The organism is Streptomyces sp. SS1-1, assembly GCF_008973465.1.
Taxonomy (GTDB): domain Bacteria; phylum Actinomycetota; class Actinomycetes; order Streptomycetales; family Streptomycetaceae; genus Streptomyces.
On record NZ_WBXN01000004.1, the window covers coordinates 6415903 to 6437774 of the forward strand.

The window sequence follows — 21872 nt, forward strand, 5'->3', positions numbered from 1 at the left end:
GGGCGGCGACGCACGGGCCCGGCCCGGTCCGGCATACGGGCGCTGCTTGACGGGCCGGACGATGTACTGCTCAATGGTCCCCATGACTGCCCAGCAGCGCTTGGTCACGCGCGATCACATCGACTTCGGTCGGGTGTGGTCCGCGGCGTGTTGCGCCTGACACGGCAGCGGGCCGCCTGACCGGCCCTTCCCTCCCTCGGTGACCCCGTCGCGGGCCGAGCTCTTCTCTCACGCGCGCTGCCGCAGCTCCTCCTGAACCGACGTCCGTCGTCGTCACGCCCGTACCCCCGCCGCCATCTGACGGCTCCTCACCCGCGCGCCGCCGCAGGGCAGTTCCGCATGCCCGCAGGCCGCCGCCCACGCTGAAAGGCACCCTCGCCATGCCCGTGGAGTTCCTCGGCATCGCCGCCACCCACGACGGATCCGAAACCACACCGCGCTCCGGCCCCGCGTTCGACAAGGACTACACACTCCGGCTCGCCCGCGCCCACGAGGAGCACGGCTGGGACCGGGTGCTGTTCGCCTACGGGTCGGGGTCGCCCGACCCCGCGCCCGCCGCCGCCTTCATCGCGAGCCGCCTGGAGCGTCTGCAGATCCTCCTCGCCCACCGGCCCAACGTCTCCTACCCGACCTTCGCCGCCAAGACGTTCGCCACCCTCGACCAGATCAGCGAGGGCCGGCTCACCGTCCACTTCATCACCGGCGGCAACGACCACGAGCAGGGCCGCGAGGGCGACACCCTCACCAAGGACGAGCGGTACGCCCGCACCCGCGAGTACATCCGGATCGTCAAGAAGATCTGGACCACCCGCGACCCCTTCGACCACGAGGGCGAGCACTACCGCTTCCACGACTTCGTCAGCGACGTCTTCCCCGTCCAGCAGCCCCGCCCCGGCGTCTCCTTCGGCGGCTCGTCCCCGGCGGCGTACGCGGCCGGCGGCGCCGAGGCCGACATCTACTGCCTGTGGGGCGAGCCCCTCGCGAAGACCGCCGAGCAGATCGAGCACGTCAAGGCCGCCGCGAAGGCCGCGGGCCGCACCGACGTCCCCCGCCTCCAGGTCGCCTTCCGCCCGATCATCGCGCCCACCGAGGAACTCGCCTGGGAGAAGGCGCACCGCACCGTCGGCGCCATCCGCGAGCGCCGCGCGTCCGGAGTCGTCCGCCACCACCGCGGCGAGGCACCCGAGAACACCGGCTCCCAGCGGCTCGTCGCCATCGCCGAGGCCGGCGAGCGCTACGACCGCGCCCTGTGGACCCCGACCGCCGCCGCCACCGGGGGAGCGGGCAACTCCAACGCCCTGGTCGGCACGCCCGAGACGGTCGCGCAGGCCCTCCTCGACTACTACGACCTCGGCGTCGACATCCTCTCCGCCCGCGGCTACGACCTGCTCGACGACGCCATCGACTTCGGCCGGTACGTCATCCCGATCGTCCGCGAGGAGGTCGCCAAGCGCGACGCCGAGCGCACCGCCCGCGGACCCCGCACCCTCACGGCGGTGACCGGATGACCTCCGCCCCCGAACTGACCGTCGTCCACGTACCCGTCTCCGACCCGCGCGTCGGACCCCTGCTGAGCGAACTCGCCCACGAGTACTCCACGCGCTACGGCAAGGACGCGCACGCCGAGATCTCCCGCTACCCCGACGAGGAGTTCACCCCCGCCCACGGCGGCCTGCTCCTGCTGCTCCTCGAACGCGGCGAACCCGTCGCCGGAGGTGCCTTCCGCCGCTACGACGCCACCACGGCCGAGCTGAAACGGATCTGGACGCACTCCGCGCACCGCCGCCGCGGCCTCGCCCGCCGGGTCGTCGCCGAACTGGAACGCGAGGCGGGCGAGCGCGGGTACCGCCGGGTCTTTCTGACCACCGGACCCCGCCAGCCCGAGGCCCGCGGCCTCTACCTCGCCACCGGCTACACACCGCTGTTCGACACCCGGGCCGACCCGGAGACCATCGGCCCGCTGCCCTTCGAGAAGCACCTCACCGCGCCCTTCGAGGAACACCTCACCGCGCCCTTCGAGGAACACCCCACCGCGCCGGAACACCCCGGAAAGGCCCAGGACCAGTGACACTCCGCCCCCTCGGCACACGGCTGCGCGCCACCGCCGCCCTCGCCCTGCTGCCCCTGTTCGCGCTGACGGCCTGCGGCTCCGGCGACACCGGCGCGGCGGCCGTGGGCGCCCAGGGCTCGCCCGCGCCCACCGACGACCCGGTCGCCGCCGTCCGCGAGGTGGACTCCGTCGCCGCCCTGCTGCCCCCGGACGTCCGCAAGGCCGGCACCCTCAAGATCGGCAGCTCCATAGGCTTCCCGCCCGGCGCGTACTACCCGAACGGCACCGACAAGGCGCCCGCGGGACAGGACATCGACCTCGCCGACGCCGTCGCCAAGATCCTCGGCCTGAAGCTGGAGCGGCAGGACGCCTCCTTCGAGACGATCCTGCCCGCCCTCGGCAGCGGCAAGTACGACGTCGGCACCGGCAACTTCGGGGTCACGACCGAACGCCTGAAGACGATCGACTTCGTCACCTACATCAACGACGGCCAGGGCTTCGCCGTGAAGGACGACAACGACGGCATCAAGAAGGTCACCGACCTGACCCAGCTGTGCGGGCTAACCATCGGCACCGGCGCCGGCACCACCTTCGAGGCCACCCTCACCGCCCAGAAGGACGTGTGCGCCAAGGCCGGCAAGAAGCCGTACGACGTGAAGGTCTACTCGGAGAACGCCGCGACCCTCACCGCGCTCCAGCAGGGCCGGATCGACGTCATCATGTCCACCATCAACGGACTGCGGTACCAGGCGGCCCAGCCCGCCTCCCACACCCGCTTCCTCGGCGAATACCACCGCCTCGACGTGGGCTTCGCCTTCAAGAAGGGCTCCCCGCTCACCAAGGCGTTCCGCGCCGCCGTCGACCGGCTCATCGAGGACGGCACCTACCGGCGCATCCTCGCCAAGTGGGGCACCACCGCCTCCGCGATCGACGCGTCGCGCATCAACCCGCCCGAACACACCTGACCGGCCCACGGGGACAGGGGAGGAGGACCCATGAGCGACGTCATGATCGATGTCCACCACGTCCACAAGAGCTTCGGTCCGCTGGACGTGCTGCGCGGGATCGACCTGCGGGTCCGGGAGGGCGAGGTCACCGTGATCCTCGGCCCGTCCGGCTCCGGCAAGTCGACGCTGCTGCGCACCATCAACCACCTGGAGAAGGTCGACCGGGGCTGGATCAGCGTCGACGGCGAACTCGTCGGCCACCGCCGCGTCGGCGACAAGCTGCACGAACTGAAGGAGAAGGACGTCCTGCGGCAGCGCACCCGCATCGGGTTCGTCTTCCAGAACTTCAACCTGTTCCCGCATCTGACCGTCCTGGACAACCTCGTCGAGGCCCCCGTCTCCGCGCGGCGCGTACCCCCGGCCACGGCCGTCGCGACGGCCCGCCGGCTCCTCGACCGGGTCGGCCTCGCCGACAAGGCCGGCGCCTACCCCCGGCAGCTCTCCGGCGGACAGCAGCAGCGCGTGGCGATCGCCCGCGCGCTCGCCCTGGAACCCAAGGTGCTGCTCTTCGACGAACCGACCTCCGCGCTCGACCCGGAACTCGTCGGCGAGGTCCTCGACGTCATCAAGGACCTGGCCGGCACGGGCACCACGATGGTCGTCGTCACCCATGAGATCGGCTTCGCCCGCGAGGTCGCCGACACCGTGGTGTTCATGGACGACGGACTCGTCGTGGAACAAGGGCCCCCCGCCGCCGTCCTCGACGCGCCCCGGCAGGAACGCACCCGGGCCTTCCTGTCCAAGGTCCTCTGACCCGTGCGCCCCGCCCCTTCGCACCCCCTCGCGCCCCTTCGCGCCCTTTCGAGGAGGACCGCCATGATCCCGCCCGGCACCGCCCCCGCCGCCCGGCTCGACGAGGCCGCCTACGACCGCCGCAGACTGCGCCAGTGGCTGGCCGGTGACGCCAGAGCGGACGGCGTCAGCAGGCGCCGCATGCTCACCCTGCTCGCCGCCACCGCCGCCGCGACCACCCTGCCCGCGCCGCGCACCGCCCACGCCGCCGGACCCATCGTCAAACCGCTGCCGCCCGAGTGGTTCATCCAGCGCGGCACCAACGCCGAGACCCGCTGGGAGGCGCTGCGCGGCACCGGCCACCACACCCCCAACGAGCGGTTCTTCGTCCGCAACCACACCGCCACCCCCGTCCTGGACGCCGCCGACTGGCGGCTGCGGCTGTGGGGCGGCGGACTGCGCGGCGCCCCCGCCGAGGACCGGCCCGTGGAGTTCGGCTACGACGACCTGCGCGCCCTGCCGTCCGTCACCCGCACCGCGTTCGTGGAGTGCGCCGGCAACGGCCGCAGCCACTACACGACCCAGCAGGGCGAGACGGTGAGCGGCACCGCCTGGACCCTCGGCGCGATCGGCGTCGCCCGCTGGCGCGGGGTCCGCCTCGCCGACGTCCTGCGCCGCGCCGGACTGTCCCGGCACGCGGTCGACGTGCAGCCGCGCGGCCTGGACGCCGAGTACGTCAGCGAAGGCGAGAGCCTCGGCCGGGTCCGCCGGCCGCTGCCGCTCGCCAAGGCCCTCGACGACGTCCTCCTCGCCTACGAGATGAACGGCGAGCCGCTGCCCCACGACCACGGGTATCCGGTGCGGGTCCTCGTGCCCTCCTGGGTGGGCATCGCCTCCATCAAGTGGGTCGGCGACATCGAGGTGTCCGCGCAGCCGCTGTACTCGCCCTGGAACACCACCTTCTACCGGCTGTTCGGGCCCGCCCACCCGCCACAGGGCAGCGCCCCGCTGACCCGGCAGACCCTGAAGAGCGCGTTCGAGCTGGCGTCCGGCGCCACCTTCGCCGCCGGACGCGGCCATGTCCTGCACGGCCGGTCCTGGTCGGGCGCCGACGGCGTGGCACGCGTCGACGTCAGCACCGACGGCGGGGCGACCTGGCGGCGGGCCGACCTCCACGACCGGCCCCGCGCCGGCACCTGGACCCGCTGGTCCGTCCCCTGGCGGCCCACCGGCCGCGGCGCCACCCACCTGCTGGCCCGCGCCACCGACACCGCCGGCCGGCGCCAGCCCGACGTGTCCGTGCCCAACACCCAGGGCTATCTGTTCGACGCCGTGGTGCGCCACCCGGTGACCGTGATCTGACCGCCCCGGCCCCGGACCGGCGCGTCCGGCCCGGGACCGCCGACCGCACACCCGCCCCGCCTCCGAAAGGTCCGCTCATGGCCACCGTCCTGTCCGTCTCCGGCAGTCCCTCCGCCACCTCCCGCACCGCCCGGCTGCTGCGCCTGCTCGACGACCGGCTGCGGGCCCAGGGGCACGAGGTGATCCCGCTCGACGTGCGCACCCTGCCCGCCGAGGCGCTGCTGCACGCCGACTTCGCGCACCCGGCGATCGTCGAGGCCACCGCCCTGTTCGAGCGGGCCGACGGCGTCGTCATCGGCACCCCCGTCTACAAGGCCGCCTACTCCGGTCTGCTGAAGGCCCTGCTGGACCTGCTCCCGCAGTACGCCCTCGCGGGCAAGACCGTCCTCCCGCTCGCCACCGGTGGCACCACCGCACATGTGCTGGCGATCGACTACGCCCTGCGCCCCGTCCTCAACTCCATGGGTCCCGCCCACATCACCCCCGGCTGGTTCACCCTCGACAAGGACATCACCGCGGCCGACGACGGCACGCTCACCGTCGCCCCGGCCTCCGCCGAGGCCCTGGCCCAGGTCACCGACCAGTTCTCGCTCGCACTCGGCGGACGCCCCGTGGTGCTGGCGGCCACCGGCTGACCACCTCTCCACCCGCCGCCCCGCCCGCCCTGCCCACCCCGAACGGAGAACCCGTGCCGCCCCTGACCTTCCACTGGTTCCTGCCCACCAACGGCGACAGCCGCCATGTCGTCGGCGGCGGCCACGGCAGCCCCGCCACGGCCTCGGGCCGCGACCGGCCGCCGTCCGTCGCCTATCTCAGCCGGATCGCGGGCGCCGCCGAGGACCTGGGCTTCACCGGCGCCCTCACCCCCACGGGGGCCTGGTGCGAGGACGCCTGGCTGACCACCGCCATGGTCAGCCGGCACACCGAACGCCTGAAGTTCCTGGTCGCGTTCCGGCCCGGTGCCGTCTCCCCGACACTCGCCGCGCAGATGGCGTCCACCTTCCAGCGGCACACCGGCGGCCGGCTCCTGCTCAACGTGGTCACCGGCGGCGAGAGCCAGGAGCAGCGCGCCTACGGTGACTTCCTCGACAAGGACGACCGCTACCGCCGTACCGGCGAATTCCTGCAGATCGTCCGGGAGTTGTGGGAGGGCAGGAGCGTCGACCTGGTCGGCGAGCACCTCCAGGTCGAGGACGCGAGGCTGGCGCGGGTACCGGACCCGGTGCCCGAGGTGTACTTCGGCGGTTCCTCGCCCCTCGCCGGGGAGGTCGCCGCCCGGCACGCGGACGTCTACCTCACCTGGGGTGAACCGCCCGCCGCCGTCGCGGAGAAGATCGCCTGGGTGCGGGGACTGGCCCGCGCGCAGGGCCGTGAGCCGCGCTTCGGCATCCGGCTGCACGTCATCACCCGGGACACCGCCGAACAGGCGTGGGCCGAGGCACGGCGGCTGCTCGACGGCTTCGACACGGAGACCGTCCGGGCCGTGCAGGCGGGGCTGGCCCGCAGCGAGTCCGAGGGGCAGCGGCGGATGCTCGCCCTGCACGGCGGCCGTGCGGACGGCCTGGAGATCCACCCCAACCTGTGGGCGGGCATCGGGCTGGTGCGGGGCGGCGCCGGCACCGCGCTGGTCGGCAGTCACGACGAGGTCGTCGAGCGGATCGAGGAGTACCACCGGCTCGGCATCGACGAGTTCGTGCTCTCCGGCTACCCGCACCTGGAGGAGGCGTACTGGTTCGGGGAGAACGTGCTGCCGCGGCTGGCGGCGCGCGGGCTGTGGACGCACCCGTTCCACGGCACCCCGGCCGCCGCGCCGGCCGCCCAAGTCCCCTTCGCCGGGCGGTGAGCGACGGGATCGAGACACGTTCCCTAGAATTCCTATCGAATTACTAGGGAAGTGTTGACCCTGGTCCGTGGAGCGAGTGAGGATGACGCCATGACGATCGCCCCACCGGACCCGGCCGCCGTGTCCGGCCACGCCGGGCGGGACGCCTCCGCGCCGGCCCCGGCTCCGGCCCCCGCCGGCTGGCGGCACATCGCTCGCGACCTCGCCGACGACCTCGCCACCGACGTGGCCGAGCGCGAGCAGGCGGGCAAGGCGCCGCACGACGAGGTGGCCCGGCTGCGCGAGTCGGGGCTGCTGACCCTGCTCGTCCCGGCCGCGCTCGGGGGCGGGGGAGCGGACTGGCGCACGGCGTACGCCGTCGTACGGACCGTCTCCGCCGCCGACGGGGCCATCGGCCGGCTCCTCGGCAACCACTACTTCCTGTCCTCCACCGCCCGCTTCTTCGGCGGACCCGAGCGGGCCGCCCGGATCGAGCGGGCCTTCGCGGACGGGCAGTGGTGCTGGGGCGGCGGCATCGCCTCCCAGGAACCCCCGCTGATGCTCACCCCGGCCACGCACGGGCATCTGCTGGACGGCCACCAGCGCTACGACACCGGAGTCGGCGTCGCCGACCGGCTGGTCGTCCGCGCCGCCGTGCCCGGCACCGGTGAACCGGTCGCCGTCCTGGTCGACCCCGCCCACCCCGGCGTGCTCGGCGCGGGCGCCGGGGACACCTTCGGGCAGCGGCTCGCCGCGGGCGGCGGCGTCGGCTTCGACGCGGTCCCCGTCGGGGCGGACGACATCCTCGGGTCGCTCTCCCCGGACGACGGGGCGCTGTCGCCGTTCGCCGGCCTGTCCGTGCCGGCCGCCCGCCTGGTCTCCGCCCAGTTCTGTCTCGGCGTCGCCGAAGGGCTGCTCGGCGAGGTCCGGGAGCACGGACGGGTCGTCCGGACGCCCTGGCAGCCCTTCTCGGCCCAGCCATGGCCGGGCGGCCCGCCCCAGGACCCGTACGCGCTCGCCGCCTACGGCGAGCTCACGGTCGCCGCGCGGGCCGCGTCCGCCCTCGCCGACCAGGCGGTGGACGCCCTGGTCGGCGGCCTCGACCGGGGCGAGGACCTCGACGACGAGGAGTGCGCGGAGATCGCCGTCCTCGCCGGCGCCGCCGAGGCCGCGGCCTCCCGGGCCGCGCAGGACATCACCAGTCGCGCCCTGGAGACGATCGGCGCCCCCGCCGCGTTCACCCGGCACGGCCTCGACCGGTTCTGGCGGGACACCCGCACCCACACCCTGCGCGAGCCGGTCGCCCACCGGCTGCGCGAGATCGGGGACTACTTCCTCAACGGCGCCCACCCGCCGTTCCACCTGCCGGCCTGACCTCCCGCCCCCGCTCACGGCACCCCGGACCGGTGGGTGAGCGCGGGAAGCGCGTGAGGGATAATCAGCGCATGCGGATCTCGGCCAGGGCGGACTATGCGGTGCGGGCGGCGCTGGAGCTGGCCGCGGCCGGCGACGACACCTCCCTGAAGGCCGAGGCGATCGCCGACGCCCAGGGCATCCCGCACAAGTTCCTCGAGGGCATCCTCGGCGACATGCGCCGCGGCGGCCTCGTCGTCAGCCAGCGCGGCGGCAAGGGCGGCTACCGGCTCGCCCGCCCGGCGGACGCCATCGCCATCGCCGAGGTCATCCGGGTGGCGGACGGCCCCCTGGTCTCCGTGCGCGGCGTCCGCCCGCCCGACCTCTCCTACATCGGCCCCGCCGAATCGCTCCTGCCGCTGTGGATCGCCGTCCGCGCCAACGTCCGCAAGATCCTCGGCGAGGTCACCCTGGCCGACGTGGCCGCGGCGAAGCTCCCCGACGACGTCCTGCACCTCGCGGACGACCCGGAGGCGTGGACCAACCCGTAGCTCACGCGGCCGGCTTCTCCCAGACCGACACGTGGGTGCGGCTCTCGCCTGTGAACGGCGTCCGGTTCCAGTCCTCCCACCGGTCCCGCAGCCGGAGCCCGGCGATCCGTGCCATCAGGTCCAGCTCCGCCGGCCAGACGTACCGGAAGGGGATGGAGCGGTGCTCCGCCCGGCCGTCGACGATCGTCACGTAGTTCGAGCTCATGGCCTGCGTGGCGGGGTCGAGGACGTCGAACGCCCAGCCGGAGTCGCTGATGCGGAACGGCACCGCGTTCTGTCCCGGCGGCAGCAGCCGCAGCTCGGGCACGCCCACCTCGACGACGAAGCAGCCGCCCGGACGCAGATGCGCGGCCACGTTCACGAAGCAGTCGACCTGCGCGTCCTGCGTCGTCAGATTGTTGATGGTGTTGTACACGAGGTAGGCGACGGCGAAATCGCCCGGCACCCGGGTCGTCGCGAAGTCCCCGATCGTCACCCCCACCGCGTCGCCGCCGGGCTTGGCCCGCAGCCGCGCCACCATCGCCCGGGACATGTCGACGCCGTGCACGGGCACGCCCCGCGCCGAGAGAGGCAGGGCGATCCGGCCGGTGCCGACGCCGAGTTCCAGCGCCGCGCCGTCGCCGGCCAGCTCCGCCAGCAGGCCGACCGCCGGGTCCACCGCCTCCGGACGGAACATGTCCGCCGACGTGGTGTCGTAGCGGGCCGCGATGGGCTCTCCGAAGTATCCGTCGTCATCGATCACGGCGGGCACGGTACTGCCGGCCACCGCCGCAGGGCACACGGTTTTCCAGGGGGGAGCGGGCGCGGCGACCGATCCGCGGACGCCCTCTTGACGACGGGCGCGCGGGGACCGACACTCACCATAGGTTTCCTAGTGAAAAGGTAGGGAAGCATGGGGCGCGCAGGGACGGTCACCGGACGAGTGACCCGTACGCCCCTCCTCACCTCCCGCCGCCACATCGACCTGCAGCGCGTCTGCAGCGCGATCTGACCTCGGAGCGCGGCTCTCGCGCCCCGACCTCCGAGCGCGGCCCCGCCACCCCCCCCCGCCACGCGTTGGTCCGCATGCCCACCGGCATGCCCGCACACCCCACTCCGCCACATGCCCACGCCCGCCGGACGCCACCCGCCGGCCCCGCCGTATGCCCACACGCCTGCCCAGGGGAGAGCCATGACCGTCGCACCGTCGGCCGCACACCCGTCCACCCGGACCACCCCCGCCTTCCGCGGCCGTATCGGCAGCGACGCGCGCAGCGGCCACTACGCCGTGCCGCGCCGCTACCGCCTCCACCTCTCCACCGCCTGCCCCGACGGCCTGCGCATCGCCGTCGCCCACAGCCTGCTCCAGCTCGGCGGCGTCTGCCCGGCCACCTTCCTGCCCGCCGTCCCCGACTGCCCCGACAGCGGACACACCGCGCTGCGCCCCCTGTACGAGGCCAGCGCCCACCGCTACCCCGGCCCGGCCCTCGGCCCGGTCCTCAGCGACGACTGGTCCGGGCGCATCGTCAGCACGCACGCCCCCGACATCATGCGCGACCTCGACCGGCACTTCGGCGGCTGTCACGCGTCCCTCTACCCCTGTGGCGCCGAGTCCGAGATCGAGGCCGTCGAGCGGATGTGCGCCGAGGACATCGAGGACGCCGCGCAGAACGCGGGCACCGCCGGCGCCGGACGGGCGGAGCGCGAGGCGGCCCTGGAGACCCTGCTGCGCTCCCTCGGCGCGCTCGACCGCTGGCTGACCGGCCGGGACTACATGATCCGCGATCAGATCACCGCCGCCGACGTCGAGTTGTGGGTCACCCTCGTCCAACTCGACACCGTGCACCGGCACCACCTGGACGCCGCCGCCGTCGAGCGGATCGCCGCCCACACCGCCCTGTGGCAGTACGCCCGCCGGCTCGCCGCCCACCCGGCGTTCGGCGCACACCTCGACCTGGACGCCATCTCCCACCGCCACCACGCCCGTTGCCGGGGCCTGGAGGCCGCCGGCGCCGCCGTGCAGATCCTGGACTGGGCGGCGCACACCGCCCGGACCGCCCCGGAGCCGTCCCGCTCCGTGGACCACCGTTGACATTTACCCGTTCAACTGGCTTGACTACGACCCAGATCGGTCATGAGTGTCAGCGACAAGCCCTGGCTCGCTGGCCGGCAACCCTCGCATCGCGGTGGGGTGCCCCAGGTGACGACCGGACCGGATGACTTCGGTAAGCGCGCGGGCCCGAGCGGCCGGAAAAGTGAGTGACGCCATGGACGCAGCCCCCAGGACGGCCACCGGCCGCCCTCGCGGCCGCGTCCACGCGTACGCCACGCTGTTCGCCGCCGACCGGGCCGTCGATCTGCTCCGCGTGAACAGCGCACTGTGTACCGCACCGGGCTGCGCCCGCCGCCGCGGCTGACCTCTTCGCCGCGGCACCGCACCCCCGACGCCCACCGCCGCAGCGGTGTGCCGTCCCCCGCCCCGCCCCGGTGACCGTGCGTCCCCACCTCCCCGGCCCCGCCGTCGACCGGCCGTGCCCGCGGCCGAGGTGTCCACGTCCCCCGGGCCCGTCCGACTCCAGCCGGAGCCCACCATGAGTGAACCCCCAGGCGCCGCCGTCTCCCTGGCCGAGGCGCCGCCGCCCGCCGCCACCCCGTCCGGACCGCTCACCGCCCAGCGCGTGCTGCCGCTCAGGCGCCCCGGCCGCTGGATCGCCACCGCCGCCGTGCTGGTCCTCACCACCCAGTTCGTCCACGGCCTGGTCACCAACCCCTTCTACCAGTGGGACCGCTTCGGCTACTGGTTCCTGCGGCCCACCATCGTCGACGGCCTCCTCGTCACCCTCGAAGTCACCGCCTACAGCGCCGTCCTGGGCCTGCTCGGCGGCGTCCTGCTCGCCCTCGCCCGGCTCTCCCGCAGCCCCGTCCTGCGCGCCGTCAGCTGGGTGTACGTGTGGGCGTTCCGCTCCATCCCGCTCATCGTCGTCCTGCTGTTCCTGTACAACTTCAGCGCCCTCTACAGGACGCTCAGCCTCGGCGTCCCCTTCGGGCCCGCCTTCCTCACCTTCGACGAGTCCGAGCTCGCCACCGACCTCGTCATCGCCGTCGTCGGCATCAGCCTCCACGAGTCGGCGTACGCCGCCGAAGTCGTCCGGGGCGGCATCCTCTCCGTCGACCAGGGCCAGCACGAGGCCGCCGCCGCGCTCGGACTGCCCAAGGGCTACCAGTTCCGCCGGATCGTGTTCCCGCAGGCCCTGCGGTCCATCGTGCCGAACTACGTCAACCAGCTCATCGGCCTGATCAAGGGCACCTCGCTGGTGTTCTACGTGTCCCTGCTCGACCTGTTCGGCGCCGCGCAGTCCATGGGCTCCACCTACCCCGGCGACATCGTGCCGCTGCTCATGGTCGCCACCGTCTGGTACCTCGTCCTGACCAGCGTCGTCTCCGTCGTCCAGTTCTACGTCGAGCGGTACTACGCCCGGGGCGCCACCCGCTCCCTGCCGCCGACCCCGCTCCAGAGACTGCGGGCCTCCGTCACCGAGCTGAGGGCCCGCGCACGCCGGGAGGCCGCCGTATGAGCACCGCCGTCGACAACCACCCGCCCGCCACCGTCCAGGTGCACGACGTGCACAAGTGGTACGGCACCCACCGGGTGCTCAACGGGGTCGACCTGACCGTGCGGCCCGGCGAGGTCACCGTGATCCTCGGCCCGTCCGGCTCCGGCAAGTCCACGCTGCTCCGGGTCGTCAACCACCTGGAGAAACCCGAGATCGGGTACGTCAGCCTCAACGGCGAACCGATCGGCGTACGCCGGCACGGTGGGCGCCTCAAGGAACTCGGCGAGCGGGCCATCCTCGCCCAGCGCGGCAGGATCGGCTTCGTCTTCCAGAACTTCAACCTGTTCCCGCACCTGACGGTCCTCGACAACGTCGCCGCCGCCCCCGTGGCCGCCCGCCGGCTCGCCAAGCCCGCCGCTCTCGAACTCGCCCGCGACCTGCTCGCCCGCGTCGGTCTCGCCGACAAGGCCGGCGCCTACCCACGCCAGTTGTCCGGCGGGCAGCAGCAGCGCGTGGCCATCGCCCGCGCCCTCGCGCTGCGCCCCGGCGTCATCCTCTTCGACGAGCCGACCTCCGCCCTCGACCCGGAACTCGTCGGCGAGGTCCTCGCCGTCATCAAGGACCTGGCGACCAGCGGCACCACCCTCGTCATCGTCACCCACGAGATCGGCTTCGCCCGCGAGATCGCCGACCGCGTCGTCTTCATGGACGGCGGCCGGATCGTCGAACAGGGCCCGCCCTCCGAGGTCCTCGACGCCCCCCGGCACGAACGGACCAGGGACTTCCTCAGCAAGGTCCTGTGACCCCACCCCCCCTTTCGCTTCCCCCCACGCCCGCCCACGACCCGCCCCGCACACCCAAGGACGGCCATGCCCACCCACATCACCCGACGTGCCCTGCTCCGCGGCATCACCGCCGCGACCGCCGCCGCCACCCTCGCCACCGGGCTCACCGCCTGCGGCGGTGAGAGCGACGCCGCCACCTCGACGCAGGACAGCGCCGGCACGGTCACCGTCGGCCGGCTCTCCAACGGCGCCGCCAAGGAGACCACCCTGAAGGTGTCCGAGGTGAAGTCCATCAGCGCCAAGCTGCCCGCCGGCCTGAAGAAGAGCGGACGGCTCGTCGTCGGCTCCGGCACGCTGCCCTCCGGGGCGCCGCCCCTGGGCTTCGTGGGCAGCGACCAGAAGACCCTCACCGGCTCCGAGATCGACCTCGCGCGCCTGGTCGCCGCCGTCCTCGGGCTGAAACCCGAGGTCAAGCGGTTCACCTGGGAGAACCTCTTCGTCGGCATCGACAGCGGCAAGGTGGACGTCGGCTTCTCGAACATCACCGACACCGAGGAGCGCAAGCGCAAGTACGAGTTCGCCTCCTACCGCAAGGACGACCTGGCGTTCGAGGCGCCGAAGGACTCCGGGTTCCGCTTCGACGGCGACTACCGGACCCTCGCCGGCACCACCGTCTCCGTCGGCGCCGGCACCAACCAGGAACGCATCCTGCTCGAGTGGAAGAGCCGCCTGGAGAAGGAGGGCAAGGAACTGACCGTCAAGTACTTCCAGGACAACAACAGCACCTATCTGGCCCTGAACAGCGGCAAGATCGACGCCTACTTCGGGCCCAGCCCCAACCTGGCGTACCACGTCACGCAGACCAGCGGCACACCGCAGGCGACCAGGATCGCCGGGCGGTTCTCCGGCGCCGGGGCGACCTTGCAGGGACTGATCGCCGCGACCGCGAAGAAGGACAGCGGACTCGCCGAGCCCCTCGCCGAAGCGATCAACCACCTCATCGACAACGGCCAGTACGCGAAGTGGCTCGCCGCGTGGAACCTCTCCGGCGAGGCCGTGAAGAAGGCGGAGGTGAACCCGCCGGGCCTGCCGCTCGACAACTCCTGACGACCCATTACCGGGGCGTCCGGGCCCTCCCCTCCTCCGGCGGAGGGCCCGGCGCCGTCGTACGGACCACCAGGAAGGCACCGACCGTGTCCGCGAACCCCACACCCCTGCATCTCGCCGTCGCCCTGGACGGCACCGGCTGGCACCCCGCCTCCTGGCGGGAGCCGGTGTCCCGGCCCCGGGACCTGTTCACCGCCGCCTACTGGACCGACCTGATCACCGAGGCCGAGCGGGGCCTGCTCGACCTCGTCACCCTCGAGGACGGCCTCGGCCCGCAGTCCTCGCACTTCCTCGACCCCGACGGGCGCACCGACCAGGTCCGCGGCCGGCTCGACGCCGTCCTCATCGCGTCCCGCGTCGCCCCCCTGACCCACCACATAGGACTGGTGCCGACCGTGGTGGCCACGCACACGGAGCCGTTCCACATATCCAAGGCCATCGCCACCCTCGACTATGTGAGCTCCGGCCGGGCGGGCCTGCGCGTCCAGATCTCCGCGCGCCCCAACGAGGCCGCCCGCTTCGGCCGTCGCACGATCGAACGCATCGACCGGTACGACACCCCCTCCGTCCACGAGCTCTTCGACGAGGCCGCAGACTATGTCGAGGTCGTCCGCCGGCTGTGGGACAGCTGGGAGGACGACGCCGAGATCCGCGACACCGCCACCGGGCGCTTCATCGACCGGGACAAGCTCCACCACATCCACTTCGAAGGCCGCCACTTCAGCGTCAAGGGTCCCTCCATCACGCCCCGGCCGCCCCAGGGCCAGCCGATCGTCAGCGCCCTCGCCCACGACACCGTGCCCTACCGGCTCGTCGCCCGCTCCGCCGACATCGGCTACGTCACCCCGCACGACGCCGACGAGGCACGGGCCGTGGCCGCCGTGATCCGCGCCGAGCAGCGGGCGGCGGGCCGCGCCGACGAGCCCCTGCACGTCTTCGGTGACCTCGTCGTGTTCCTCGACGACGATCCGGGCGCCGCGCGGGCCCGCCGGGAACGGCTCGACGCGCTCGCCGGGGAGGCGTACACCAGCGACGCCCTGATCTTCGCCGGAAGCCCCGCTGAACTCGCCGACCTCCTGCAGGAGTTTCAGACCGCCGGCCTCACCGGCTTCCGGCTGCGCCCCGCCGTCGCCGGCCACGACCTGCCGGCGATCACCCGCGGCCTCGTACCCGAACTCCAGCGCCGGGGTGTCTTCCGCCGCGCCTACGAGGCCGGCACCCTGCGCGGCCTGCTCGGCCTCGCCCGGCCCGCCAACCGCTACGCCGCCGCCTGAGCCGGAAGGACGCTCGCCATGACCACCTCCTCGAAGCCCCTGAAGCAGATCCATCTGGCGGCCCACTTCCCCGGCGTCAACAACACCACCGTGTGGAGCGACCCCCGGGCCGGCAGCCACATCGAGTTCAGCTCGTTCGCGCACTTCGCGCGGACCGCCGAACGCGCCAAATTCGACTTCCTGTTCCTCGCCGAGGGCCTCCGGCTGCGCGAACAGGGCGGGAAGATCTACGACCTGGACGTCGTGGGCCGCCCCGACACCTTCACGGTGCTCACCGCGCTCGCCGCCGTCACGGATCACATCGGGCTGACCGGCACCATCAACTCCACCTTCAACGAGCCGTACGAGGTCGCCCGCCAGTTCGCCGGCCTGGACCACCTCTCCGGCGGACGGTCCGCCTGGAACGTCGTCACCTCCTGGGACGCCTTCACCGGCGAGAACTTCCGGCGCGGCGGCTTCCTGCCGCAGGAGGAGCGGTACTCCCGTGCCAAGGAGTTCCTCGCCACCGTCAAGGAACTCCTCGACTCCTGGCACGGCGACGAGATCGTCGCCGACCAGGCCACCGGGACGTTCCTCAAGGACGCCAAGGCCGGCTCCTTCACCCACACCGGGCAGCACTTCGCCATCCACGGGCAGTTCAACGTCTCGCGCCCGCCGCAGGGCCGGCCGGTCATCTTCCAGGCCGGCGACTCCGACGAGGGCCGCGAGTTCGCCGCCGCCGAGGCGGACGCCATCTTCAGCCGGCACGGCACCCTGGAGGCGGGCCGCGCCTTCTACACGGACGTCAAGTCCCGCCTCGCCAAGTACGGCCGCCGCGACGACCAGTTGCTCATCCTGCCCGCGGCCACCTTCGCCCTCGCCGACACCGACGCCGAGGCGGAGGAACTCGCCCGCGAGGTACGCCGCCGGCAGGTCAGCGGAGCCACCGCCCTGCGGCACCTGGAGTTCGTCTGGAACCGCGACCTCTCCGCCTACGACCCCGACGGCCCGCTGCCCGACGTCGACCCGGACGTCAGCGAGAGCCACATCGCACAGGGCCGCGCCCAGGTCCGCATGTACCGGGACCCGATCGCCACCGCCCGCGAGTGGCGCGCCCTGGCCGAGGCGAACAACTGGTCCATCCGCGACCTGGTCATCCACACCGGCAACCGGCAGAACTTCGTCGGCTCCCCGGAGACACTCGCCCGCACGATCAACGAGTACGTCCAGTCCGACGCGAGCGACGGCTTTATCCTCGTCCCCCACCTCACCCCGACGGGCCTGGACGAGTTCGCCGACAAGGTGGTCCCGCTCCTCCAGGAACAGGGCGTCTTCCGCACCGACTACGAGGGCCCGACCCTCCGCGACCACCTGGGCCTGGCCCACCCGGATGCGGTGGGGGAGCGTTGAATGGCGTCCTGACCGGTCCGTAAAGTATTGGATCTCCACAGGCACCGGTGCGAGGGAGATGCTGGTGAGCCGTCGAACCCCGGCCGGCCCATGACGTGCGACGTGTGCGGGCACGCCATGGCCCGGAGGCCGGTGCCGGAACCGCGAGAGGAAGCGGACCCCTGGGTCAGGGAGCGGTGGTTCTGCTCCTGGTGTCGCGCGTGGAGGGAACTCGGAGACGGCCCGGATGAGGTGTCACGCCCCCAGTACCAGCCCATGTACGGACGATGGGAGCGGGCGGAGTCACCGGTCCTCTTCGGGGGAGTGGGGCACGCCTATGACACGGCCTACGCCTACACGGCGTCCGGCGCGACCCTGTGCGGCATCGTGCATCCGAGCATCTCGCCCTCTCCGTACCTGTGGGTGCCGGACTGGGACGACGCGTGCGGGGCCTGCAAGAAGACCGCGTCCGTCATCGACGAGCGCTGGCCACCGCACATGCGCGCCGGGAACCGGCTCAACCCCACACCCCCGCCCGGCTCCTGCCGACCGCCGTTCTGAACGGTCCACGCACTGATCCGCACGTCGCGGGCCGGACGTCGCCCTCCCCCGAAGACGTAGCTAACACCGGCCCACACCGGTACCGTTCCACCATGGCCTTCGACCCGTCATACCTGCACCTCGTCTTCCCCGACACGCGATTCGAGGCGTGGCTCTACGGCCGCGCCTCCCGCGACCCCAACAAGCGAGGCGAAAGCGTCGAAGACCAGCTCGGCGCCGGCCGCACCCTGTGCCGCGACTACAACTGGAGCATCGCCGAAGAGTTCAAAGACCCAGGGCTGTCCGCGTCCCGCCACGCCACTCGCGCACGCGACGACTTCGAAGACCTCCTCGACACCATCGAGAACACCCCACCCAAACCCGGCGTCATCCGCATCGTCGTCGCCTACGAAGCATCCCGCTACTACCGCGACCTCGAAGCCTACGTCCGCCTCCGCGCGGCCTGCCTCGGCGCCGGGGTCCTCCTCTGCTACAAGGGCACCGTCTACGACCTCTCCCGCAGCGACGACCGCAAAGCCACCGCCCAGCACGCCATCGACGCCGAGGCCGAAGCCGACGACATCCGCGACCGCAACCTACGCACCGCCGCCCGCACCGCCGCGGCCGGCGACCCGCACGGCCGGCTCCTCTTCGGGTACGTCCGCGACTACGAGACCGTCGGCGGGCAACTGCGCTGCGTCGCCCAGCGCGAACACCCGACGACCGGCCAGTACGTGTACCGGGCCATGGTCCACATCGACCGGGGCCGGTCGATGGCGTCGCTGCTGCGCTGGCTGAACGCCGATCCGGATGCCCGCCGCCCGGACGGCTTCCTGTGGACGACACGCAACGCCCGCCTGATGCTGCTGAACCGGGCCTACCTGGGGGAGCGGAAGAACGGCGGCCAGTGGACGCCCGCGACATGGCCCGCCATCAAAGGGCTCGACAGCCCGGAGGGTCGGGCCATGTTCAACCGGGTCACTGCCATCCTCACGGACACGGACCGCCGCACGCAGCGCGGTTCGGAGCCGGTGCACCTGCTGTCCGGGATCGGCCTGTGCGGGCCGTGCGGCGACCACGCGGTGCTCCGCGGCTTCACCAAGACCGGAAAGGGACGCCGCCGTAGGCCGGGACTGCACTGCTCGGAGCGGCAGGACGTGTCGATCCGCGAGGACTGGCTGGACGCCTACGTCGAGCTCGCCATCCTGGACTGGTTCACCGACAAGGCCACGGCCCTCGCCGCGCTGGTGCCGAGCAGCGGCGACGTGGAGGCGACGATGACCGCAGCGCAGCGCCGCATCAACGCATTCGAGGAACAGCTCCGCGAGGCGCGCGCCCTGGCCGAGGAGTTCGACGAAACCACGGGCCAGTTCCGGCTGTCGGCCGCGTCGCTGGCGTCGATGGAGCAGCGCCTGCTGCCGAAGCTGGAAGCGGAACGCAAGACACTGCGGGAGGTCACCGGCGTCGACCCGGTGCTGCTGTCGCTGATCCACGCACCGGACCCGGACGTCAGGTGGAACGGGGCGACCGGGGCGGACGGGCAGGTGACGGAGCCTGGACTGTCGCTCGATCAGAAGCGGGCCGTCATCCGGAAGGTGGTCACCGTGCGGTTGTGGCCGGCGGCCGCGCCGGGTGTGCGGGGCGTGGAGGACGGCCGGGTCACGCTGGCGTTCGCCGGGGAGCCGGGGTTCAGGGACCGACCACTCCGTGCTCCCGAGACCGCGCCTGCTCGGCCTGGCGGTGGGGGAGGAGCTGGGCGGGGAAGGGGATGAGCTTCCCGGCGGACTGCTCGTCTGCGGTGAGCTTGCCGCTGCGCATCATGAGGAAGGTGGCTTCCATCGTCTCTGCGATGAGTTCGGCGCGGCGCTCCTCGAACTCGGCGGCCAGGGAGTCACGTTCGGCCCGGAGGCGGGCGGCGTTCGCGGCGCGCTCGGCGGCGGCGTCTCGGGTGACGCGGCTGCGTTCGCATTCGACGGCGGCCTGGGCAGCGAAGTAGTGGTCGCGTTGGGCGAGGGCGACGTGCTGTGCTGCCGTGAGCTCGCGGCGTTGCGCGTTGGTGTCGGTGATCCAGGCGCGGATCATGAAGAGGACGATGGCGGTGTCGCCGACGAGGTTGATGCCGAGGCCGCCGACGGCTCTGGGCAGGTTCTCGAAGGCTATGCCGTGCAGCAGGAGAGCGAAGCCTACGAGGATCAGCGTGACCGCTGATGCGATGGCGGCGACCCTAGTGCGGCCCGTTCGTTCCATGCGTACCCCCGCATCACAGTTGAGCTGCCGTCCCTCCGTGGTCAGCGTCGGCGCGGGCGGAGGGGTTGTCTTCTAGACGCTTGAGACGCTCGAAGGTTGCGTAGAACATCTGGCGTCCCACCTCGTCCTTCAGCCCCAGCCGGTCGGCCGCTTGCTCCGGAGTGAGACCAGAGCCTACCTGCGTTCGATCGGTTTCGGACAGTGACTGAAGAGCTTCGTGTGAGAGAACTCCGCCCTGAACGAGGAGGGTGCCCAGTGGGATGCCCGTCACCTGGGCGATGGCCTCGTAGAAGCGGGCCTCGGGCAGGGCTTTGCCTTGCCAGAGTCGGGTGACGCTGCTCTCGGTCATCCCGGTGTCGCGTGCGAAGCGGGCCTTGGCCCCGTGGCCGGTGTAGCCGGCGCGTTCGGCGGCGGGCACGACGATGTCGGCGAATCGTCGTGCGCGTGTGGGGGTCCCATCCGTCATGTCGACAAACACTACCTCCCTAGTTAGGGAGTAGCTAGAAAATCCCTCGCTCGCAAGAGTTGTGATCAGGTCACTGACCTGCATTGTTGCTGGTCGCGCGTCCGCTCGAACAAGCGTTCGCGTGCAATTTCACCCTTCCCTTACAAGCGTGCACCCTTGCGAGGGAGGAAGGATTGTGGAAGAGTCTCCCTCGTGAGCAAGGAACCCCCGCCCACCAGCGCCGATCCTGCCCAAGAGAGGAGTGAATACGTGTTCCGCCTCAACATCACCAAGCTGCAGTACATCGCCAAGTGCCACGGCGACGACAGCGGCTATGCGATCAGCCGACGAACCGGAATCCCCGAATCGTCCGTGTATCGCTACCTCAGGGGCCAGGCCCAGCCTGACCTGAACTCGGCCATGCGCATCGCCGAGACCTACGACATCGACCTGCGCACCGTCATCAAGCGCGTCCCCGTCAAGGCCGCGGCATGACCCGCGCCGAGTGCATCGCACTCCTCGGCCCCGACACCGCCGCACGCATCCGCGCCCGCGTCGCGCAGGCCCCGGATCCCAGCGACGAACTCGTCGAAGACCTCCGCCGCATCATGACCCGCCCCGCGGGCGAGGTGCCGCAGCACCAGGCGGCCGAGCACAGGCCGGCTGACGCCGCCTGACCTCAGTACACGCCGAAGGGCCCGCCCAACTGCCAGGTCCGGCAGGCCCCACGACTCGGCAATCCACCTGAACCCCTTGAAGGAGTGGATCACCTTGAGTATCAATCCTACTGACCTCCCCGGCCGCAGCACCCTCGTGCTGACGCTGCCGAAGGCGCAGCCGTCGTTCGCCGACGCGCAGGCCGCGCGCCGCCGCAACGAGGTCGCCTACGAGACGACCGTCACCGAGAAGGAACTCCCGCAGCAGCACATCGCGTGGGAGGCGCTGCACGACCGGGTGCTGGTGGCGTCCACGCAGATGGACGTGCTGGCGGAGTGGCTGTTCGTGATGGGCGGCCAGATCACGACGACGGTGCTGCCGTGGGGGCAGACGGTGTGGACGTTGCACACCCGGTCGTGGTCGGACTCGGAGAGGTTCCCGTCGGTGCCGGTGCATGTGTCGGTGACGGTGGCGTCGGACGAGCCGGTGATGGAAGAGGTTCGTCTGGCGGTGCGGCGATGAACACGAAGGCCGTGAACTCCGCCGCGGACGTGATCCACGCCGCGCTCACCCAGAACCGCAGGGCGATCAGTATCGCGCTCGCGCTGGACTCCGCCCAGCTGCTGCAGTCCCCGGAGACCGCGGCTGAGTTGGAGCGGCTCCGGGCCCGGGTCGCCGAGTTGGAGGCCGCGAGCGAGGTCGACAACGAGACCCTCGACGCCGCAGCCGAGGCGCTGCGGGCCCGTCCGGTAGCCGAGGTGTACGCCGAGCGCGCCCGCCACGGCACCCCTGCGGAACGCACCGCCTACCGCATGCTCCACGCCGACGCGACGGACGGCGAGCACTACGCGGTCGTGCACCACGACTACCGGCTGGGTCACGACCTGCCCGAGACGGGGGGGACTCGATGAGCCCGCGCTTTGACCTGACTGGCCAGACTTTCGGTCGACTCAAGGTCATCAAGATCAGCGGAGCCAATGAGCGTCGCGAGACGCTCTGGTTCTGTGAGTGCGCCTGTGGCGGCCAGGCCCACGTGTCT

At 72.2% G+C, this 21872-nt stretch carries 26 protein-coding genes and 1 riboswitch; of the genes, 23 read left to right on the forward strand and 3 right to left on the reverse strand.

Features of this window, described 5'->3' with window-relative positions; all coding sequences use genetic code 11:
• Nucleotides 1-380 precede the first annotated feature (380 nt).
• From F8R89_RS30600 to F8R89_RS30640, 9 genes are all read left to right on the forward strand, one after another.
• Complete coding sequence (locus F8R89_RS30600; protein WP_151786987.1) at nt 381-1508, forward strand: LLM class flavin-dependent oxidoreductase; 1128 nt, start codon at nt 381-383, stop codon at nt 1506-1508.
• Entirely contained in the window at nt 1505-2068 is a 564-nt protein-coding gene (locus tag F8R89_RS30605; protein ID WP_151786988.1) for a GNAT family N-acetyltransferase, read from the forward strand. The genes F8R89_RS30600 and F8R89_RS30605 overlap by 4 nt, the downstream gene beginning before the upstream one ends.
• Complete coding sequence (locus tag F8R89_RS30610) at nt 2065-3015, forward strand: ABC transporter substrate-binding protein (RefSeq protein WP_151786989.1); 951 nt, start codon at nt 2065-2067, stop codon at nt 3013-3015. The genes F8R89_RS30605 and F8R89_RS30610 overlap by 4 nt, the downstream gene beginning before the upstream one ends.
• Nucleotides 3016-3045: 30 nt before the next feature.
• Nucleotides 3046-3810, forward strand: coding sequence for an amino acid ABC transporter ATP-binding protein (locus tag F8R89_RS30615; RefSeq protein WP_151786990.1), 765 nt, complete (start codon nt 3046-3048; stop codon nt 3808-3810).
• Nucleotides 3811-3873: 63 nt separating this feature from the next.
• Nucleotides 3874-5151 carry a sulfite oxidase gene (locus tag F8R89_RS30620; protein ID WP_151786991.1) on the forward strand — a complete coding sequence of 426 codons (1278 nt, stop codon included), beginning with the start codon at nt 3874-3876 and terminating at the stop codon, nt 5149-5151.
• A 77-nt stretch (nt 5152-5228) separates the two neighbouring features.
• Nucleotides 5229-5786, forward strand: a complete 558-nt coding sequence (gene ssuE, locus F8R89_RS30625) for an NADPH-dependent FMN reductase (RefSeq protein WP_151786992.1) — start codon at nt 5229-5231, stop codon at nt 5784-5786.
• 53 nt (nt 5787-5839) lie between these two features.
• Entirely contained in the window at nt 5840-6994 is a 1155-nt protein-coding gene (locus F8R89_RS30630) for an LLM class flavin-dependent oxidoreductase (protein ID WP_225994541.1), read from the forward strand.
• Between the two features lie 90 nt (nt 6995-7084).
• Entirely contained in the window at nt 7085-8347 is a 1263-nt protein-coding gene (locus F8R89_RS30635; protein ID WP_151786993.1) for an acyl-CoA dehydrogenase family protein, read from the forward strand.
• Nucleotides 8348-8418: 71 nt separating this feature from the next.
• Complete coding sequence (locus F8R89_RS30640) at nt 8419-8877, forward strand: RrF2 family transcriptional regulator (RefSeq protein WP_062739843.1); 459 nt, start codon at nt 8419-8421, stop codon at nt 8875-8877.
• A gap of 1 nt (nt 8878) precedes the next feature.
• Here the strand turns inward: F8R89_RS30640 and F8R89_RS30645 are convergent, their stop codons facing one another.
• Nucleotides 8879-9619, reverse strand: a complete 741-nt coding sequence (locus tag F8R89_RS30645; protein WP_151786994.1) for a class I SAM-dependent DNA methyltransferase — start codon at nt 9617-9619, stop codon at nt 8879-8881.
• Nucleotides 9620-9769: 150 nt separating this feature from the next.
• Between F8R89_RS30645 and F8R89_RS37250 the strand changes: the two genes are divergently transcribed.
• The 10 genes from F8R89_RS37250 (at nt 9770) to F8R89_RS30685 (ending at nt 19256) form a co-directional block, all read left to right on the forward strand.
• Nucleotides 9770-9868, forward strand: coding sequence for a putative leader peptide (locus F8R89_RS37250; RefSeq protein ID WP_318841309.1), 99 nt, complete (start codon nt 9770-9772; stop codon nt 9866-9868).
• 180 nt (nt 9869-10048) lie between these two features.
• A complete protein-coding gene (locus F8R89_RS30650) occupies nt 10049-10948 on the forward strand; it encodes a glutathione S-transferase C-terminal domain-containing protein (protein ID WP_151786995.1) in 900 nt (299 codons plus the stop codon).
• Between the two features lie 38 nt (nt 10949-10986).
• Nucleotides 10987-11094: riboswitch (SAM riboswitch) on the forward strand.
• A gap of 29 nt (nt 11095-11123) precedes the next feature.
• Nucleotides 11124-11273 (forward strand): hypothetical protein, encoded by a 150-nt coding sequence (locus F8R89_RS36360; protein ID WP_192806277.1) that lies wholly within the window; start codon nt 11124-11126, stop codon nt 11271-11273.
• Nucleotides 11274-11447: 174 nt separating this feature from the next.
• Nucleotides 11448-12431 carry an amino acid ABC transporter permease gene (locus tag F8R89_RS30655; RefSeq protein ID WP_151786996.1) on the forward strand — a complete coding sequence of 328 codons (984 nt, stop codon included), beginning with the start codon at nt 11448-11450 and terminating at the stop codon, nt 12429-12431.
• The gene (locus F8R89_RS30660; protein ID WP_151786997.1) at nt 12428-13213 is read left to right on the forward strand and encodes an amino acid ABC transporter ATP-binding protein; all 786 of its coding nucleotides are present in this window, start codon (nt 12428-12430) and stop codon (nt 13211-13213) included. The genes F8R89_RS30655 and F8R89_RS30660 overlap by 4 nt, the downstream gene beginning before the upstream one ends.
• A 66-nt stretch (nt 13214-13279) precedes the next feature.
• Nucleotides 13280-14302 (forward strand): ABC transporter substrate-binding protein, encoded by a 1023-nt coding sequence (locus tag F8R89_RS30665; RefSeq protein ID WP_151786998.1) that lies wholly within the window; start codon nt 13280-13282, stop codon nt 14300-14302.
• 86 nt (nt 14303-14388) lie between these two features.
• On the forward strand, nt 14389-15576 hold the full coding sequence (locus tag F8R89_RS30670) for an LLM class flavin-dependent oxidoreductase (protein ID WP_151786999.1): 1188 nt from the start codon (nt 14389-14391) through the stop codon (nt 15574-15576).
• Nucleotides 15577-15594: 18 nt separating this feature from the next.
• Nucleotides 15595-16965 (forward strand): NtaA/DmoA family FMN-dependent monooxygenase, encoded by a 1371-nt coding sequence (locus F8R89_RS30675; RefSeq protein ID WP_151787000.1) that lies wholly within the window; start codon nt 15595-15597, stop codon nt 16963-16965.
• Nucleotides 16966-17220: 255 nt separating this feature from the next.
• The gene (locus F8R89_RS30680) at nt 17221-17505 is read left to right on the forward strand and encodes a hypothetical protein (RefSeq protein WP_151787001.1); all 285 of its coding nucleotides are present in this window, start codon (nt 17221-17223) and stop codon (nt 17503-17505) included.
• A gap of 92 nt (nt 17506-17597) precedes the next feature.
• On the forward strand, nt 17598-19256 hold the full coding sequence (locus F8R89_RS30685; RefSeq protein ID WP_151787002.1) for a recombinase family protein: 1659 nt from the start codon (nt 17598-17600) through the stop codon (nt 19254-19256).
• Here the strand turns inward: F8R89_RS30685 and F8R89_RS30690 are convergent.
• Both F8R89_RS30690 and F8R89_RS30695 read right to left on the reverse strand, forming a co-directional pair.
• Nucleotides 19174-19731 carry a hypothetical protein gene (locus F8R89_RS30690; protein WP_151787003.1) on the reverse strand — a complete coding sequence of 186 codons (558 nt, stop codon included), beginning with the start codon at nt 19729-19731 and terminating at the stop codon, nt 19174-19176. The two genes, F8R89_RS30685 and F8R89_RS30690, sit on opposite strands and share 83 nt — an antisense overlap.
• Before the next feature lie 13 nt (nt 19732-19744).
• A complete protein-coding gene (locus tag F8R89_RS30695) occupies nt 19745-20197 on the reverse strand; it encodes a helix-turn-helix domain-containing protein (RefSeq protein WP_151787004.1) in 453 nt (150 codons plus the stop codon).
• 192 nt (nt 20198-20389) lie between these two features.
• On the opposite strand from F8R89_RS30695, the gene F8R89_RS30700 reads away from it, so the two are divergent.
• The 4 genes from F8R89_RS30700 (at nt 20390) to F8R89_RS30715 (ending at nt 21744) form a co-directional block, all read left to right on the forward strand.
• Nucleotides 20390-20671, forward strand: a complete 282-nt coding sequence (locus F8R89_RS30700; RefSeq protein WP_225994542.1) for a helix-turn-helix domain-containing protein — start codon at nt 20390-20392, stop codon at nt 20669-20671.
• Entirely contained in the window at nt 20668-20853 is a 186-nt protein-coding gene (locus tag F8R89_RS30705; RefSeq protein ID WP_151787005.1) for a hypothetical protein, read from the forward strand. The genes F8R89_RS30700 and F8R89_RS30705 overlap by 4 nt, the downstream gene beginning before the upstream one ends.
• A 94-nt stretch (nt 20854-20947) precedes the next feature.
• Entirely contained in the window at nt 20948-21355 is a 408-nt protein-coding gene (locus F8R89_RS30710; RefSeq protein WP_151787006.1) for a hypothetical protein, read from the forward strand.
• The gene (locus F8R89_RS30715) at nt 21352-21744 is read left to right on the forward strand and encodes a hypothetical protein (RefSeq protein WP_151787007.1); all 393 of its coding nucleotides are present in this window, start codon (nt 21352-21354) and stop codon (nt 21742-21744) included. Before F8R89_RS30710 ends, F8R89_RS30715 begins: the two co-directional genes overlap by 4 nt.
• Nucleotides 21745-21872: the final 128 nt, after the last annotated feature.

Bases quoted from the DNA above. Each gene is read 5' to 3' on its own strand.
- F8R89_RS30600 (WP_151786987.1), top strand. From the start codon at position 381: ATGCCCGTGGAGTTCCTCGGCATCGCCGCCACCCACGACGGATCCGAA.
- F8R89_RS30605 (WP_151786988.1), top strand. From the start codon at position 1,505: ATGACCTCCGCCCCCGAACTGACCGTCGTCCACGTACCCGTCTCCGAC.
- F8R89_RS30615 (WP_151786990.1), top strand. From the start codon at position 3,046: ATGAGCGACGTCATGATCGATGTCCACCACGTCCACAAGAGCTTCGGT.
- F8R89_RS30620 (WP_151786991.1), top strand. From the start codon at position 3,874: ATGATCCCGCCCGGCACCGCCCCCGCCGCCCGGCTCGACGAGGCCGCC.
- ssuE (WP_151786992.1), top strand. From the start codon at position 5,229: ATGGCCACCGTCCTGTCCGTCTCCGGCAGTCCCTCCGCCACCTCCCGC.
- F8R89_RS30635 (WP_151786993.1), top strand. From the start codon at position 7,085: ATGACGATCGCCCCACCGGACCCGGCCGCCGTGTCCGGCCACGCCGGG.
- F8R89_RS30640 (WP_062739843.1), top strand. From the start codon at position 8,419: ATGCGGATCTCGGCCAGGGCGGACTATGCGGTGCGGGCGGCGCTGGAG.
- F8R89_RS37250 (WP_318841309.1), top strand. From the start codon at position 9,770: ATGGGGCGCGCAGGGACGGTCACCGGACGAGTGACCCGTACGCCCCTC.
- F8R89_RS30650 (WP_151786995.1), top strand. From the start codon at position 10,049: ATGACCGTCGCACCGTCGGCCGCACACCCGTCCACCCGGACCACCCCC.
- F8R89_RS36360 (WP_192806277.1), top strand. From the start codon at position 11,124: ATGGACGCAGCCCCCAGGACGGCCACCGGCCGCCCTCGCGGCCGCGTC.
- F8R89_RS30655 (WP_151786996.1), top strand. From the start codon at position 11,448: ATGAGTGAACCCCCAGGCGCCGCCGTCTCCCTGGCCGAGGCGCCGCCG.
- F8R89_RS30660 (WP_151786997.1), top strand. From the start codon at position 12,428: ATGAGCACCGCCGTCGACAACCACCCGCCCGCCACCGTCCAGGTGCAC.
- F8R89_RS30665 (WP_151786998.1), top strand. From the start codon at position 13,280: ATGCCCACCCACATCACCCGACGTGCCCTGCTCCGCGGCATCACCGCC.
- F8R89_RS30675 (WP_151787000.1), top strand. From the start codon at position 15,595: ATGACCACCTCCTCGAAGCCCCTGAAGCAGATCCATCTGGCGGCCCAC.
- F8R89_RS30680 (WP_151787001.1), top strand. From the start codon at position 17,221: ATGTACGGACGATGGGAGCGGGCGGAGTCACCGGTCCTCTTCGGGGGA.
- F8R89_RS30685 (WP_151787002.1), top strand. From the start codon at position 17,598: ATGGCCTTCGACCCGTCATACCTGCACCTCGTCTTCCCCGACACGCGA.
- F8R89_RS30690 (WP_151787003.1), bottom strand. From the start codon at position 19,731: ATGGAACGAACGGGCCGCACTAGGGTCGCCGCCATCGCATCAGCGGTC.
- F8R89_RS30695 (WP_151787004.1), bottom strand. From the start codon at position 20,197: ATGACGGATGGGACCCCCACACGCGCACGACGATTCGCCGACATCGTC.
- F8R89_RS30705 (WP_151787005.1), top strand. From the start codon at position 20,668: ATGACCCGCGCCGAGTGCATCGCACTCCTCGGCCCCGACACCGCCGCA.
- F8R89_RS30715 (WP_151787007.1), top strand. From the start codon at position 21,352: ATGAACACGAAGGCCGTGAACTCCGCCGCGGACGTGATCCACGCCGCG.